The sequence below is a fragment of the Pseudomonas sp. IT-P294 genome (assembly GCF_949767865.1).
Classification (GTDB): Bacteria; Pseudomonadota; Gammaproteobacteria; order Pseudomonadales; family Pseudomonadaceae; genus Aquipseudomonas.
Genome location: NZ_CATKQW010000033.1, coordinates 249,288 through 264,739 on the forward strand (window position 1 = coordinate 249,288; position 15,452 = coordinate 264,739).

The following is a 15,452-nucleotide window of genomic DNA, read 5'->3' on the forward strand; positions in this document are numbered from 1 at the left end:
CGGAACATTTAATGGATCGCCCGCGTTTTCGAAAAACATTTCTTATGCCGCGTTTCTGGCCGCTGTGGTGTGGCTTGGGGCTGTTGTGGCTGATTGTTCAGTTGCCGTATCCGGTATTGCTGTTTATCGGTCGCCTTCTGGGCGCATTGATGTATCGGCTGGCGGGCGACCGACGGCGCATTGCCAAACGCAATCTGGAACTGTGTTTTCCTGAAAAATCCGCTGCCGAACGCAAGCGCCTGCTCAAGGAAAACTTTGCCTCCACCGGCATCGCGTTCTTTGAGATGGCCATGAGTTGGTGGTGGTCGCGCCAGCGTCTGGCGAAGCTGGCCCATGTCGAAGGGCTGGAGCATCTGACAAAGGCGCACCGTGAAGGCAAGGGCGTGATCCTGATGGCGGTGCATTTCACCACGCTGGAAATCGGCGCGGCGCTGCTGGGGCAGCAGCACACCATCGATGGCATGTACCGCGAACACAAGAATCCGCTGTTCGATTACATCCAGCGCCGTGGCCGCGAGCGCCACAATCTTGATTCGCTGGCGGTGGAGCGCGACGACGTGCGCGGCATGCTCAAGCTGCTGCGGTCCGGACGGGCGATCTGGTACGCACCGGACCAGGACTATGGCGCCAAGCAAAGCATTTTTGTGCCGTTTTTCGGGATCCAGGCAGCGACCGTCACCGCCACCAGCAAATTTGCGCGATTGGGCAAGGCACTTGTCGTGCCGTTCACCCAGCGCCGCCTGGCCGATGGCAGCGGTTATCGACTGGTGATCCATGCACCGCTCGAAGGGTTTCCCGGCGAGACCGAAGAGGCCGATTGCATTCGCATCAACCAGTGGGTCGAAGGTGCGTTGCGCGAATGTCCGGAGCAATACCTCTGGGCCCATCGGCGCTTCAAGAGCCGTCCGCCGGGCGAGCCGAAGCTGTATAAGAAACGCGGTTGAGTCACCGATTCCCTTAAGCGCCATGGAGTGTTGCGATGAGTCCTGCTGAACCGGTTACAGGGTTGATTCTTTCCGGCGGTGGGGCTCGGGCGGCTTATCAGGTGGGCGTGCTGGCAGCGATTGCCGAGATATTGCCGATGGGCGCGGCGAATCCGTTTCCGGTGATCGTCGGCACCTCGGCGGGGGCGATCAATGCGGTCAGCCTGGCCAGCGGGGCGATGGATTTTCGGGGTGCGATCGAGCGCCTGACCGCTTTCTGGCAGGGCTTTCGCAGTCATCTGGTGTTGCGCAGTGACTGGCCCGGCGTGATCAGCCAGGCCACCCGGTTTGTCAGCCACAGTTTGCTGGGGCTCGGGGCGCCGGTGCCGGTCGCGTTGCTCAACAGTTCGCCGCTGCGCGGTTTGCTCAACGACAAATTGCACATGGGCGGCATCGCCGAGGCCATCGCGCAAAAGCAATTGCACGCGGTCGCCGTCACAGCGTTCGGTTACGAGTCCGGACAGGCCGTCACGTTCTATCAGGGCGGCGGGACCATCGACGCCTGGTTGCGTCATCGGCGCATCGGCATTCCCACCCAACTCAGCGTCGAGCACTTGCTGGCCAGCTCCGCGATTCCGCTTCTGTTCGCGCCAGTGAAAATCGGCGAGGAGTATTTCGGCGATGGCGCGGTACGCCAATCCGCACCGATCAGTCCCGCGCTGCACTTGGGCGCGAGCCGAGTGCTTGTGGTGGGCGTCAGCGGCAACCCGCGCGGTGTCGACCCGGAGCAGCCGCTGCAACGCGCTTACACGGGGCAGCAGCCATCGCTGGCACAAATCGGTGCGCACATGCTCAACAGTACGTTCATTGACAGCCTGGAAAGTGACATCGAGTTGCTGCAGCGTCTGAATCAGTTCAGTCACCTGCTGCCCGATGGCACGCCGACCCGTGCGTTGGGTGTGGCGCCGGTGGAGGTGTTGGTGATTTCGCCGAGTCAGCCGATCGACGAGATTGCGGCGCGGCATCGGCAGGAGTTGCCGGCGGCGTTGCGTCTGTTTCTGCGCGGGCCAGGGGCGACCAAGACCAGCGGAGCGGGGGTGTTGAGTTATTTGCTGTTCGAGGCGGGATATTGCAGCGAATTGATCGACCTGGGGCGCCGGGATGCGTTGGCCAAGCGCGAGGAGCTGTGCCGGTTTCTCGGGTTGGCGGAGCCTGTGGTTTCGGCTTGAGATTGGCGGTGCGGCTATCGCGAGCAGGCTCGCTCCCACAATTGACCGAGTTGTGGGAGCGAGCCTGCTCGCGAAGGCGTCCTTGCAGACGCCTGCCCTTTCAAAATCAGAAGTGGAACTTGACCAGGAAGCTCGTCACGTTCTGATTGGTGGTGAATGCACGGGTATCGTCGATCCCGTACTTGTCTTTCCAGTAGTCGTACTCAACACCGACATACAGCTGCTTCGCGCCGATATTCAGCGCTTTGCCCAAGTCGTATTTGACCTGTGGGTTGAAGTGCAGGTTGGCGTGGTATTCGCCTTTGTTATTGACGTCGTTGTCCATCACCCAGTCCATGTAACCATCGATCAGGATGCTCGAGTCGCCGACCGGAATGGTGTAGGACCACACGGGTGTGACCTGCCAGACGTTGTCACCCGGGCGCGAACCGTCGGTGTGGCGCTGGTAGAAGTTCAGCTGGAAGTAGTCGAAGCCGGGAATCGCCAGGTCGAAACCCGGACCGATCAGGTAAGACTCGACATCGCCTTCACCGAACTCGTAGGTCATCGCCAGCAATACATCTTTGATCGGGCCGAATTCGATCTTCTGGTCGAGCACTTTGCCCAGGGAAATACGTGGCTGGAATTCACCGTAGTAGGTGTTCGAGCCAACGTTATGGTCCGCGGCACCGTTGTAGAAGATCTTGTCGACGAAGAAGAAGTTATCCCCGTATTTCCAGGCGTCGGCATGCTCGAAGGTGACCGTTTGCTGGATGGCCGGGTTGACCTTGAAGTCCTTGCCATACAAGTAGGTCAGGCTGTTGTTCTGCCATTGCAGCAAGTCGCCGGCCATTGCCTGGCCCCCGGCCAGTAACGAACCCGCGAGCATCAGGCTGGTGCACGTACGTTTCATTCGGTTGCTCCCAAAAAGAAGGTGGTTCCACGTTATTTTTCTAAGGTCGGCGCTCTGGTGTGGCGCCTTTTTCTTTAGCTGTAAAAAATTATCCATCCGGTCAGCTTTAGAGCTGTTAGCAAGAGCTGCGCCAAGGCTTTCAAAAAGCAAAAAAACGCCCGCTCGGCGGCTCAAGAGCAGTCGATTGAGAGGGATTTTGGAGGGCCTTGGTACCGTCCAGAGCCGGGATAAGTTGGCTTTCTGGTCAGGAATTAAATCCGGGCTTTTTTTTAACGCGGATTCAGGCGGCCGCGGAGAATACTGACTCCTTGGCCAGGTCTCAAGTGCCCCGCAACAGCGCACCGACGACAGGTTTGGAGCACGGTTGCGGGCCATCTTAAAAGTGCACCTTCACCAGCAGGCTGGTGGTGTTCTCATTCGTGTCGAGGCGGGCGCTGTTTTCGATGCCGTATTTGTCTTTCCAGTAGCTGTATTCGACGCCGACGTAGACCTGTTTCTCCCGCCAGCCCAGGGCTTTGCCCAGGTCGTACTTGATCTGCGGATTAAAGTGCAGGTTGGCGTGGTAGGTGCCATGTGCGTTCTGGTCGTTATCCACGACCCAGTCGATGTAACCGTCGATCAACAGGTTAGAGTTGGCCAATGGCAGGGTGTAGGACCAGGCTGGCGTGATCTGCCAGACATCGTCGCCGGGACGCGAGCCTTCGGTCTGGCGATAGTAGAAGTTCAAGGTGAAAAAATTGAACCCCGGTACCGCGAGGTCGAAACCGGGGCCGATCAGATAGGCTTCGGTGTCGTCTTCGCCATTCTCGTAGGTCATGGCCAGCAACACGTCCTTGATCGGGCCGAATCCGAAATGGCGGTCGAGGATTTTGCCGAAAGACAGGCGCGGACTGAATTCGCCGTAATAGGCGTGAACGCCTTTGTTCCGGTCTTTCTCGCCGTTGTAGTAAGTGCTGTCGAGGAACAGGAAGTTGTCGCCGTACTTCCAGCGGTCGGCGTGTTCAAAGGTGATCGTCTGTTGGATCGAAGGGTTGACCGCGAAGTCCTTGCCATACAGGTAGCTCAGGCTGTTGGTCTGCCACAGCAGCAAATCGCCGGCCATGGCCTGACTGGCGGCCAATAGACCACCGCCTAACAGCATGTTTGTCTGTGTCCGAATCATCTGTTGCTCCCTCTCGTTTTTATTGTTTGAGGCACAGGCAGCCCTGACCTGTGGGAGCGGGCTTGCTCGCGAAAGCGGTGTGTCAGTCAACAAAGATGTTGAGGCTGATGGCCCCTTCGCGGGCAAGCCCGCTCCCACAGGTTTTCGTGGCGCTGGTGGGTTAATGCGGGTGAGCGGGACAGTCGTTGATGGCCGCGCGTTCTTTGCCGCCGAGGATGTTGAACAGCAGGTTCAGGGACAGCGCACTCAAGGTCGCCATCGCAATGCCGCTGTGGGTGATCGGACTCATCCATAACGGCAAGTGGGCGAAGAATTCCGGTCGCACCACCGGAATCAGTCCCATGCCGATGCTCACCGCCACCAGCAACTGGTTGCGACGGTCACCGATGTCGGCTTCCTGAAGGATCTTGATGCCGGTGGCCGCGACCATGCCGAACATCGCAATCGCTGCGCCGCCCAATACCGCAGGGGGAATCGACGCCACCAGAAACGCCGCTTTCGGCAGCAGGCTCAACACCACCAGCAAACCACCGGCAACGATGGTCACCGAACGGCAGCGCACGCCGGTCATCTGCACCAGACCAATGTTCTGGGCGAAAGAGGAGTGAGTGAAGGTGTTGAAGAAACCGGCAAAAAACGAGGCGCCGGCATCGCACAGCAAGCCGCGACGCAGCATCCGTGGGCAGACTTCCTGCCCCGTGATTTTGCCCAGCGCGAGGAACATCCCGGTGGACTCGACGAATATGATCACCACCACCAGGCACATCGACAGGATCGGCGCGAGTTCAAATTTTGGCATGCCGAAGTGCAGCGGGGTGACGATCTGCAGCCATGGCGCCTGGGCCATGCCGCTCAGGTCGACCATGCCGATCAGCCCGCAAATCACGTAGCCCAGGCACATGCCGATCAGCACGGAAATGTTGACCCAGAAACCGCGCATGAAGCGGTGTACCAACAGAATGGTGGCCAGCACCAACGCGGCGATGGCCAGGTAAACCGGTGAACCGAATTGAGCGGCGCCAGCGCCACCACCGGCCCAGTTGACGGCCACGGGGAACAGCGACAAACCGATCGAGGTGATCACGGTGCCTGTCACCAGGGGCGGAAAGAAGCGTACGACTTTGGACATGAAGGGCGCGATGATCATGCCGAAGAAACCGGCGGCGATGGTCGCACCGAAGATCCCTTGCAGACCGATGCCCGGCATGCCGGCCATGGCGACCATGCTGCCCACCGCGGCGAAACTGGCGCCCATCATCACCGGCATGCGAATGCCCATCGGGCCGATACCCAGCGACTGCACGATGGTGGCGATCCCGGCTACCAGCAGGTCGGCGTTGATCAGGAGGGCGATTTCTTCGCGGTTCAGGCCGGCAGCCTGTCCGATGATCAGAGGCACTGCGATGGCGCCGCCGTACATCAGCAGAACGTGTTGCAGGCCAACCAGAATCAGTTGCAAAAGGGGCAATCGCTGAATAGCGGGTGCGTCGGGGATGCGCGCTTCGGATAGCTCGGACATGCAACACCTCGGATCTTTTTATTCTTGTGATTTTGTGCGTCAGGTAGACCGCAGCGCGGCCAATCGCGGGCAAGCCCGCTCCGACAGGGATCATCTGAATCCTGTGGGAGCTGGCTTGCCTGCGATGCTTTTCAACGGTTAGTTGGTTTGAGCTCCCTGAACAATCCAGGCGCCGATCAGGTCACGTTCCTGCTGGGTCATCTGGGTGATGTTGCCCAGTGGCATGATCTGGCTGGTAACGGCTTGCGCCTGGATGCGTGGTGCGTTCTGGCGGATCTGCTCGGGGGTGTCGAACATCACGCCGGCCGGTGCGGCACTGAACAGCGGGCTGGTCGGTTTGGCCGAGTGACACACCGCGCAACGTTCCTGAATCACGCTGTGCACCTTGTCGAACGCCGGACCCTGGTTCGACGCCTGGGCCGGTGCGGCAGCCGGAGCTGCAGGTTTCGCGGCTTCAGGTTTGGCGCCACCACCGAGGGCGGTTTCCGGCAGCGGCTGGTACTCGATGGCGCCAGGTGCCTTGGCCACTTCAGGTGCGCTGGACATCGGCGCCGGGCCAGTCACGTAAGCCAGGCAGATCATGCCGACCGCTGCCACCGGCAACGTCCAGGCAAACTTGTGGCTGTCATGACGGGTGTTGAAGTAGTGACGCACCAACACCGCCAGCACCGCGATCCCGGCCAGGATCAGCCAGTTGTATTGGCTGCCGTAGGTGCTCGGGAAGTGGTTGCTGATCATGATGAACAGCACGGGCAAGGTGAAGTAGTTGTTGTGCCGCGAACGCAACAGGCCTTTGGCCGGCAGCGCCGGATCGGGCGTGCGGTTCTCGGCAATCGCTGCCACCAGTGCGCGCTGCGCCGGCATGATGATGCGGAACACGTTGCCGACCATGATGGTGCCGATGATCGCGCCGACGTGCAGGTAAGCACCACGACCGCTGAACACTTTGCTGAAGCCATAGGCGGCGCCAATGATCAGCACGAACAGGATGGCACCGAGCAGGGCAGGGCGTTTACCCAGGGCCGAGTCGCAGAGGAAGGAGTAGATGAACCAGCCGATGAACAGCGAGCCGATACCGATGGCCACGCCTTCAGGACCGCTCAGGGTGCTGCCGGGTGCCAGCAGATACAGCGTCGGGTTGGAGTAGAACACCACGCACAGCAGCGCAATGCCTGACATCCAGGTGAAGTAGGCTTCCCATTTGAACCAGTGCAGGTTGTCCGGCATGGTAGGTGGAGCCAGTTTGTATTTTTCCAGGTGGTAGATACCGCCGCCATGGATCGCCCACAAATCGCCGGCCAGACCGCTTTTCGGATTGACCCGATTGAGGTTGTTTTCCAGCCAGACGAAATAGAACGACGCACCGATCCAGGCCACGCCAGTAATCATGTGAACCCAGCGCACGCTCAGGTTCAGCCATTCCAACAGATGTGCTTCCACAGTCTTTACCTCTCGCCTGTCACTCTGTTGTCGAGTGATCAGACCTTCTCTTATTGGTGGGGGGCGAGGATCAAACGCTCATCCTCTTTGAAAAAATGCTCATCGCAGTTGTTGCCTGTGCCACTGCGATCAACCACCAGGAAGTCATCCCGCTTTTCGATCGTCAGCACCGGATGGTGCCAAACGCCGCGATGGTAATTAATGCCCTGCCTGCCGTTGGTGACGAAGGCGCGGACCAAGCCTGATACAGGTTCATCGCCAAGTGGCGCGACCACGATCAGAAAAGGGTTGCCGAGCAGCGGAATGAAGGCCTGGCTGCCCAGCGGGTGACGCTCCAGCATGCTGACGGTCAGCGGCATGTCCTGCGCGTCGGCGCGGAAGATGCTGATGATCGCCTTGTCGTCTGGCGTGGCGGTTTCCACCGTCGCCAGTTTGTGAAAGCGCATGGTCGAACCGTTGTTGATCATGAAGTGATCGCTGCCGTCGGTTTCGATCACGTCACCGAAAGGGGCGAAGGCTTCTTTGGTCAGCGGTTCAATCGTCAATGTGCGCATGCTGGTCTCTTATCCGAATTCTGTGTTGTTGGTTCTATTGCTATCGCTGGCAAGCCAGCTCCCACATTTGGAATGCATTCCCCTGTGGGAGCCAGCCTGCTGGCGATTGTGTTCAGCGCTTATTTAGCAACCTTGCCCAAAACACGCAGGCGACTCACACCACCGTCCGGGAACACGTTCAGGCGGATGTGGGTGATCGGGCCCAAGGCTTTGATCTGCTCGGCGAAGGTGTGTTCGGCGTGCATTTCCAGTTTCTGCGTCGGCAGCAATTCGCGCCAGAACAGCGATTGGGTTTCGATCTGACTGTCGGTGCCGCCCTTCACGAAGGCGCCCTGGATCGAGCAGGTGTCCGGGTAGTTGCCCTTGAAGTGCAGGGTGTCGACGATGACTTTTTCGATCTCGCCGGCATGACCCAACGCGACGATCACCCAGTCATTGCCCGGGGTGCGACGACGTGCCGTTTCCCAGCCGTCGCCCATGTTGATGCCACGGCCCGGGTTGAGGATGTTGCTCATGCGACCGAAGTGTTCGTCGGAGCAGGCCAGCGCGCGGCCACCGTTGAGCGCGGCGGCGAGGTCGACTTGTTCGTTGTCGCCGACAGAAGACCAGTCGCGGAACGGAATGCCGTACACACGCAGACGGGCCACGCCACCATCCGGGTAGATGTTGAAGCGCAAGTGGCTGAAGGCCTGGTCATTGCTGATTTCGTGGTAGTGGTGGCTGTTGCCTTGCAGCTCCACAGCGGACAGCACTTCAGTCCACTGGGTGTTGTCGTCCGGTTCGCCCGAGGCCAGGAAGCACGCTTCCAGGGAGGCCGACGGCGGGAAGTTGCCGGTGAAGAATGAAGTGTCGATGTCCACGCCTTTGATCGAACCCGGTACGCCCAGGCGGATCACGGCGCTGTCGTAGCCTTCAAAGCGCTTGCGGCGCGATTCCCAGCCGTCCATCCACTTGCCGTTGTCATCGAACACGCCTTCTTTCCACACAGCCGGAGTCGGCTGGAACAGGCGGTTGGCATCAGCGAACCAGTCATCGGTGACCGAAATGATTTTGGTGCCCAGGCGGGCGTCGGCCAGGTTGACGAACTTCTCGAAAGGTACGGCGTAAGCTTTCATTCTTCTTGTCTGCCTTTAATAAGTTGGCTTGGGATGCTTGCCAGGCCCTGGGTGTTTCTTCGCGTTTAAGAACACTCGGGCGAGGCTTGCTTATAGGGTCAGTAATCGGAACAGGGCGATCTTGTTGATCTCCGCCAGCGCGCACTTGAATTCGGTGTCTGCCGGGTTGTGAATGCGCGTTTCGAACGCCGCGAGGATCTGATGCCGGTTGCTGCCTTTTACCGCCATGATGAAGGGAAACTTGAACGTGGCCTTGTAGGCGTCGTTCAGCTCGGTGAAGCGAGAAAACTCTTCGGCCGTGCATTGGTGAATACCGGCGCCAGCTTGTTCATTGGTGCTGGCTTCGGTCAGTTGGCCCTGGACGGCGGCTTTGCCGGCCAGGTCCGGGTGAGCGTTGATCAAGGCCAGTTGGCTTTCATGATCGGCGCTCAACAGGATGTCGCTCATGCGCTGGTGCAGGGTTTCGATCTCGTCGATCGAAGCGTCCTGGCCCAGGTCGAAAGCCTTTTCGGCTACCCATGGCGAATGTTCGTAGATGTCGGCGAAGGCTTTGACGAACGCGTCGCGGCTCAGGGTCGAGGGTTTCAGTGTTTGAAAGGTGCTCATTGGGCAGCCCCTTGGTACGGGTGGGTTTCGTGCCAGTGGCGCGCGATGTCGACACGGCGGCTGAACCACACCTGCTCATGACTTTTAGCGTATTCGATAAAGCGCTTGAGCGAGGCCAGGCGCGCTGGACGGCCGATCAGGCGGCAGTGCAGGCCGATCGACAACATCTTCGGTGCTTCGGCGCCTTCGGCGTACAGCACGTCGAAGGCGTCTTTGAGGTATTCGAAGAAATCGTCGCCCTTATTGAAACCCTGAACCTGGGTGAAGCGCATGTCGTTGGTGTCCAGGGTGTACGGGATCACCAGGTGCGGCTTGCCGGTCGGGTTGTTGGGTTCCCAGTAGGGCAGGTCGTCGTCGTAAGTGTCGCAGTCATAGAGGAAACCGCCTTCTTCCATCACCAGTCGACGAGTGTTCGGACCGGTGCGGCCGGTGTACCAGCCCAGCGGGCGTTCGCCGGTGAGTTCGGTGAGGATGCGGATCGCTTCGAGCATGTGCTCGCGTTCCTGCGCCTCGTCCATGTACTGGTAATCGATCCAGCGATAGCCGTGGCTGCAGATCTCGTGGCCGGCCTCGACCATCGCGCGGATCACATCCGGGTGGCGCTGGGCGGCCATGGCCACGGCGAAGATGGTCAGCGGAATGTCGAATTCCTTGAACAGTTTCAGAATCCGCCAGACGCCGGCACGGCTGCCATACTCGTACAAGGATTCCATGCTCATGTTTCGCGCGCCTTGCAGCGGCTGGGCCGAAACCATTTCCGAGAGGAAGGCTTCAGACTCTTTATCACCGTGCAGGATATTGCGCTCGCCGCCTTCTTCGTAATTGAGTACGAACGACAAGGCGATGCGGGCATTGCCCGGCCAGTGGGGGTGAGGAGGGTTACTGCCGTAACCGATCAGGTCGCGTGGGTAGTCAGCGCTCACTGCAGTCTTCCTTCTTATTCGTTGACAGGTTGTGTGGCGGCCTGGCGATGAGATGACAGGCTGGCGTCACAGCGATGGGCTGATTGTATACAACTTTATATTCACTTTGTAAGCCTGATTTTTTGCATTTTTGATGAACTGTCATCTTCTCATGCTACTGCAAGAAACTTGCCCAGTTGGTCAGGTAATGGGTGGGAGGTCCGCTGAGAGCATGGTTTTTCTTCAGATTCACCTTGAAATCGACAATGGCGGGACTGGCTGCAAAAATGTCGTTTTTATTGTGTACAATTTTTTTGAAAAGTGTCTTAATCAGTCGCTCGCCGCAGCGTTTCGTGCTCCGAATCGGTGCGGTCTCCTTTTCAACTGACTTCGGGAGGCGCGAGGCCTGACTGCTCTTTGCAGGCGGGCGCGCAGAATCAATGGGACGTTTCACTACACACGTTTTGGACGCTGCACACGGTTGCCCGGGCAGCTCGATCAAGGTCGAGTTGTACCGCGTTGAAGGCTCGCAGCTGGAATTGGTCGCCAGCGCGATCACCAACAGCGACGGCCGTGTCGATGCGCCGCTGCTGCAAGGCGATGACTACCGTTCCGGGGTCTATCAGGTTCAGTTTCATGCGGGCGATTACTACCGCGCCCGTGGCGTTCAGCTCCCGGAGCCGGCGTTCCTGGATGTGGTGGTGCTGCGTTTTGGCATCTCTGCCGAACAGGATCACTACCATGTACCGCTGCTGATTTCGCCATACAGCTATTCCACGTACCGCGGCAGCTGATCCCCCAAGCAGCTGCCTCAACCTGGAAGCGACTGCGCATATAGCTTCTTTGGTCTTTCGCCCGCTCACACTGCGGGCTTTTTTTTGCCTTTAAAAATGTGCTGACAGATCTGGCGTTATCGCGAGCAGGCTCGCTCCTGCAGAAGTATGCGGTCCCCTGTAGGAGTGAGCCTGCTCGCGATGCTTTTAGCTGTTAGCGGCTCAACAGCGATGCAGCTCCGGCACCACTGAACAACCCGGCACTGACCCGGTTGAACCAGCTCTGGCCCTTGCCGCTGCGCAGATACCGCGCCGCACCATGTGCGCCCAGTCCGTAAGCCAATTTGCACAGCAGATCGAGCACGGTCCAGGTCGCAATCATCACCAGCAATTGCGGCAGGAACGGCTGCCCGGCATTCAAAAACTGTGGCAGGAAAGCGGCGAAGAACAGGATGTCTTTCGGATTGCTCGCGCCCAGCACGAACGCGCGCCCGAACAGTGCGCGAAAGCGTGGCACCGGCGCCGCCTGGGGCACTTGAGCGCCCACCGATGGCTGGCGCGATTGCTGCCAGCTCTGCCAGGCGAGGTAGAACAGGTACAACGCGCCGACGATTTTCAGGGCGCTGAACAGTTGTTCCGAAGCCAGCAACAGCGCGCCCAGACCCAACGCCGAAGCACTGAGCAAGCAGATCGAGGCAATCACGCCACCCAGAAATGCCGGATATGAACGACGCAAGCCGTAATTCAGGCTGTTGCTGATCATCAGCAACGACAGGGGGCCGGGGATCAGGATCACCACCAGCGCAGCGCCACTGAACAGCAGCCAGGTTTCCAGACTCATCACTTTCCTCCATTTGTGCAAAAGCCCCACCCGACGGGGTGAGGCTGTTTTGAATCCTGTTTTTGAATCGTATGCGGCTTACAAGAAAACGAACTTGGCGATGAAGATCGCGCACAGCACCCACAAACTGACGGAAATTTCCTTGTGCTTACCGGTGAACGCCTTGAGCACCACGTAAGTGATAAAGCCCAGTGCGATACCGTCAGCCACCGAGAAGGTCAGCGGCATCATGATCGCGGTGACGATCGCCGGAATACTGTCGGTCGCTTCGTCCCATTCGATGTGCTTCATGCCGCCCATCATCAGCATTGCCACGTAAATCAGCGCACCGGCGGTTGCGTAAGCGGGGATCATGCCAGCCAGCGGTGCGAAAAACATCGCCGCAATAAATAGCACACCTACGGTCACTGCGGTAAGACCAGTCCGACCACCTGCCGCGACACCGGCAGCACTTTCCACGTAGCTGGTCACTGGCGGCACACCGACCATTGCCCCGAAGACGCTGGACGCGCTGTCGGCTTTCATTGCGCGGGAGAGGTTTTCGATCCGGCCGTCAGCGTTCACCAGGTTGGCGCGCTGGGCGACGCCCATCAAGGTGCCGGCGGTGTCGAACATGTGCACGAAGAGGAACGCGAGCACCACGCTGATCATGCTGACGTTGAACACGCCGGCAATGTTCATGGCCATCCAGGTGGGCGCCAGGCTCGGCGGTGCCGACATGATGCCTTCGTAGTGGACAAGGCCCAGGCCCCAGCCCGCGAGGGTCACGGTGATGATGCTGATGAGGATCGCACCGAATACCTTGTGGTAGCTGAGCACGGCAATCATCAGGAAGCAGATGGCGGCGAGCAGCGGACCGGGTTCGCGCAGGGAGCCGAGCTTGATCAAGGTCGCCGGGCTATCGACGACGATGCCCGCGGTTTTCAGGCCGATCAGCCCGAGAAACAGACCTACGCCGGCGCCCATGGCGAAGCGAAGGCTCACCGGGATGCTGTTGAGCAGCCATTCGCGAATCCGCGAAAAGGTCAGGATCATGAACAACACGCCGGAAACAAACACCGCGCCGAGGGCGGTCTCCCAGTTGTAGCCCATGGTGCCGACCACGGTGTAGGTGAAGAAAGCGTTCAAGCCCATGCCCGGCGCCAAGCCGACTGGCCAGTTGGCGTAGAGGCCCATCAGCAGGCAGCCCAATGCCGCGGCGATGCAGGTCGCGACGAACGCGGCACCGTGATCGATCCCCGCGTCAGCCATGATGTTGGGGTTGACGAAAATGATGTAGGCCATGGTGATGAAGGTTGTCAGACCGGCAATCAGCTCGGTCTTCACCGTGGTGCCGTGCAAGGTGAGTTTGAAGATGCGCTCCAGCCAGCCATTGCGTAACGGCGGCGAGAGTTCCAGCGTCGGGGCTTCGGATTTGCGGCTTTCCACAGCGAGTACTCCTCAAGAGTTTTATTGTTATTTCCAGGGCCGGACCCATGAGGGTGGCGGCGGCCCTTTGAGGCACTTGCGAATTTGTTGACCGGTTGGTCAGGAACTCGCACGAAGTGGATTATGCTTTTGTATACAAATAAAGCAAATAATGTTTTTGATCTTGTAGACGAAAAGTTTGGCGATAGGGATATATCGCCTGCTTTGGCCCTTTCGCGGGCAAGCCCGCTCCCACAGGTGATCGGGTTCCTTCAGAGGAATGCGGTTGAGTGTGGGAGCGGGCTTGCTCGCGAAGAGGCCAGATTGGCCACTACAAATCCACCAGGGAAAAACTCAATCAGCAGCCAACTGACTTTTCCCCAGCGCCAGATTCACCGCCAACCACCCATTCACCGCCGACTCCCCAGCCTCGGCAAACACCCGCTCGAGCAATTTCACCTGCTCGCGCCGCAGCGACTGTTCGAACCGCGCGCCATCCTCGGTCAATTCGAGCAGCCGCTTACGCTTGTCGGTTTCGGACGAGACGCTGTTCACCAGATGCATTTCCACCAACTGACGCAGCGGCATGTTCAGCGCCTGCTTGGTCACCCCCAGCAATGCCAGCAACTCCTTGACGCTCAGGTTTGGGTAGCGGGCGATGAAAAACACGATGCGTTGATGCACCCGGCTCAGGCCTCGACGCTCAAGCATTTCGTCAGCCTTCGCGGTGAACGCCTGGTAGCCGAAGAAAAACGCTTCCATGGCTTGTTGCTGGGTGCCGGGGTTTTTAAGGTCAAGCATGTTGACGTTTCCGTTCGAGTTGTCGTAATTTCGGTCAACCAGTTTGACTCATTTTCCTCAGGCCTCGCTACCGGTGACCCCCATGGCTTTTTCCGAACGTGTCTCGCGCCTTAAAAGTTCTTTGATCCGTGAAATCCTCGCCGCCGCCCAGCGTCCGGAAGTGATGTCGTTCGCTGGCGGTTTGCCGGCCGAAGCCATGCTGCCGAAAGTCGAGTGGGTCGACATGCCGCTGTCGATGGGCCAATACGGCATGAGCGAGGGCGAGCCGGCACTGCGTGAAGCCTTGGCGGCCGAGGCGCGGGCGCTGGGCGTGCCGTGCGAAGCGAGTCAGGTCCTGGTGGTCAGCGGCTCCCAGCAAACCCTCGATCTGGCGGCCAAGCTGTACATCGACAAAGGCACCGAGATCTTGCTGGAAGCACCGACCTACCTGGCGGCTTTGCAGATTTTCCAGTTGTTCGGGGCGGACTGCATCACCGTGCCGCTGGAGGCGGATGGCCCTGACCTGGAGCTGTTGCGTGCACGTCTGGAAAAGCATCGTCCGGCGTTTATCTACCTGATCCCGACGTTCCAGAATCCCTCGGCGGTGCGCTACAGCGAAGCCAAGCGCGATGCGGTGGCGGCGTTGCTGGATGAATTCGGCGTGACCTTGATCGAAGACGAGCCGTATCGCGAGCTGACCTTCGATGGCGGCAGTGCGATGCCGATTGTCAGTCGCCTGAAAAAGAGCAGCTGGATCTACACCGGCACGGTGTCGAAAACCTTATTGCCAGGCTTGCGGGTCGGTTACCTGATTGCCAGTCCAGACCTGTTCCCGCACTTGTTGAAACTCAAGCAGTCCGCGGACCTGCACACCAATCGCGTGGGGCAGTGGCAAGCGTTGCAGTGGATTGGCACTGAGAAATTCGACCAACATTTGCGCGAGTTGCGGGATTTCTATCGTGTGCGCCGGGATGCTTTCCAGTGTTCTCTGCAAACGCATTTTTCCGATCTGGCGGACTGGAACGTGCCGCAGGGCGGGCTGTTTTTCTGGCTGACGCTCAAACAACCGATGGACACCCGGACGTTGCTCAAGCCAGCACTGGCGGCGGATGTCGCGTTCATGCCGGGCGAACCGTTCTTTCCCGATCCGGACAACAATCCGGGGCACCTGCGGCTCAACTTCAGCCACATCGACCCGGCGCGGCTGGACGAAGGGCTCAGTCGATTGGCGGCGGTGATACGCCAGGCCCACGCGGCGAAAGCGGCTTGAGGGGAGGATAGAAACCAATAAACCGGCTCATGGGCCGGT

15 protein-coding genes are annotated in these 15,452 nt (G+C 59.3%); 4 read left to right on the forward strand and 11 right to left on the reverse strand.

The genetic code is table 11. The features are described from left to right. The first annotated feature begins 11 nt into the window (after nucleotides 1-11). Both ACM6I0_RS20185 and ACM6I0_RS20190 read left to right on the forward strand, forming a co-directional pair. Nucleotides 12-944, forward strand: coding sequence for a lipid A biosynthesis lauroyl acyltransferase (locus tag ACM6I0_RS20185; RefSeq protein ID WP_285436441.1), 933 nt, complete (start codon nucleotides 12-14; stop codon nucleotides 942-944). Between the two features lie 35 nt (nucleotides 945-979). Then, nucleotides 980-2,152, forward strand: coding sequence for a patatin-like phospholipase family protein (locus ACM6I0_RS20190; protein ID WP_285436442.1), 1,173 nt, complete (start codon nucleotides 980-982; stop codon nucleotides 2,150-2,152). Between the two features lie 106 nt (nucleotides 2,153-2,258). On the opposite strand, the gene ACM6I0_RS20195 is transcribed toward ACM6I0_RS20190, so the two are convergent. The 8 genes from ACM6I0_RS20195 to puuE all read right to left on the reverse strand — a co-directional run bounded on the left by ACM6I0_RS20195 (nucleotide 2,259) and on the right by puuE (nucleotide 10,363). Next, a complete protein-coding gene (locus tag ACM6I0_RS20195; RefSeq protein ID WP_285436444.1) occupies nucleotides 2,259-3,044 on the reverse strand; it encodes an outer membrane protein OmpK in 786 nt (261 codons plus the stop codon). A gap of 376 nt (nucleotides 3,045-3,420) precedes the next feature. Beyond that, a complete protein-coding gene (locus ACM6I0_RS20200; RefSeq protein WP_414923097.1) occupies nucleotides 3,421-4,206 on the reverse strand; it encodes an outer membrane protein OmpK in 786 nt (261 codons plus the stop codon). 160 nt (nucleotides 4,207-4,366) lie between these two features. After that, the gene (locus ACM6I0_RS20205; RefSeq protein WP_414923098.1) at nucleotides 4,367-5,725 is read right to left on the reverse strand and encodes a nucleobase:cation symporter-2 family protein; all 1,359 of its coding nucleotides are present in this window, start codon (nucleotides 5,723-5,725) and stop codon (nucleotides 4,367-4,369) included. 138 nt (nucleotides 5,726-5,863) lie between these two features. Beyond that, nucleotides 5,864-7,165 carry a urate hydroxylase PuuD gene (locus ACM6I0_RS20210; protein ID WP_285436448.1) on the reverse strand — a complete coding sequence of 434 codons (1,302 nt, stop codon included), beginning with the start codon at nucleotides 7,163-7,165 and terminating at the stop codon, nucleotides 5,864-5,866. Nucleotides 7,166-7,215: 50 nt separating this feature from the next. After that, nucleotides 7,216-7,719 carry an ureidoglycolate lyase gene (locus ACM6I0_RS20215; RefSeq protein WP_090181784.1) on the reverse strand — a complete coding sequence of 168 codons (504 nt, stop codon included), beginning with the start codon at nucleotides 7,717-7,719 and terminating at the stop codon, nucleotides 7,216-7,218. Nucleotides 7,720-7,838: 119 nt separating this feature from the next. Continuing rightward, a complete protein-coding gene (gene alc / locus ACM6I0_RS20220) occupies nucleotides 7,839-8,834 on the reverse strand; it encodes an allantoicase (RefSeq protein ID WP_414923099.1) in 996 nt (331 codons plus the stop codon). Between the two features lie 90 nt (nucleotides 8,835-8,924). Continuing rightward, complete coding sequence (gene uraD, locus ACM6I0_RS20225) at nucleotides 8,925-9,440, reverse strand: 2-oxo-4-hydroxy-4-carboxy-5-ureidoimidazoline decarboxylase (protein ID WP_285436449.1); 516 nt, start codon at nucleotides 9,438-9,440, stop codon at nucleotides 8,925-8,927. Beyond that, nucleotides 9,437-10,363: an allantoinase PuuE gene (gene puuE / locus ACM6I0_RS20230; protein WP_259150928.1), complete on the reverse strand. Its 927-nt coding sequence runs from the start codon at nucleotides 10,361-10,363 to the stop codon at nucleotides 9,437-9,439. The genes uraD and puuE overlap by 4 nt, the downstream gene beginning before the upstream one ends. A gap of 419 nt (nucleotides 10,364-10,782) precedes the next feature. Here puuE and uraH point away from each other — a divergent pair, with 419 nt between their 5' ends. Then, a complete protein-coding gene (gene uraH / locus ACM6I0_RS20235) occupies nucleotides 10,783-11,136 on the forward strand; it encodes a hydroxyisourate hydrolase (protein ID WP_414923100.1) in 354 nt (117 codons plus the stop codon). Between the two features lie 193 nt (nucleotides 11,137-11,329). Here uraH and ACM6I0_RS20240 read toward each other — a convergent pair whose 3' ends face one another. The 3 genes from ACM6I0_RS20240 to ACM6I0_RS20250 all read right to left on the reverse strand — a co-directional run bounded on the left by ACM6I0_RS20240 (nucleotide 11,330) and on the right by ACM6I0_RS20250 (nucleotide 14,164). Further along, nucleotides 11,330-11,956 (reverse strand): LysE family translocator, encoded by a 627-nt coding sequence (locus ACM6I0_RS20240; protein WP_222585357.1) that lies wholly within the window; start codon nucleotides 11,954-11,956, stop codon nucleotides 11,330-11,332. Nucleotides 11,957-12,034: 78 nt separating this feature from the next. Then, entirely contained in the window at nucleotides 12,035-13,384 is a 1,350-nt protein-coding gene (locus tag ACM6I0_RS20245; protein WP_222585358.1) for an NCS2 family permease, read from the reverse strand. A 333-nt stretch (nucleotides 13,385-13,717) separates the two neighbouring features. After that, entirely contained in the window at nucleotides 13,718-14,164 is a 447-nt protein-coding gene (locus ACM6I0_RS20250) for a MarR family winged helix-turn-helix transcriptional regulator (RefSeq protein WP_222585359.1), read from the reverse strand. A gap of 82 nt (nucleotides 14,165-14,246) precedes the next feature. Here ACM6I0_RS20250 and ACM6I0_RS20255 point away from each other — a divergent pair, with 82 nt between their 5' ends. Next, on the forward strand, nucleotides 14,247-15,413 hold the full coding sequence (locus ACM6I0_RS20255) for a PLP-dependent aminotransferase family protein (protein ID WP_414923101.1): 1,167 nt from the start codon (nucleotides 14,247-14,249) through the stop codon (nucleotides 15,411-15,413). Nucleotides 15,414-15,452: the final 39 nt, after the last annotated feature.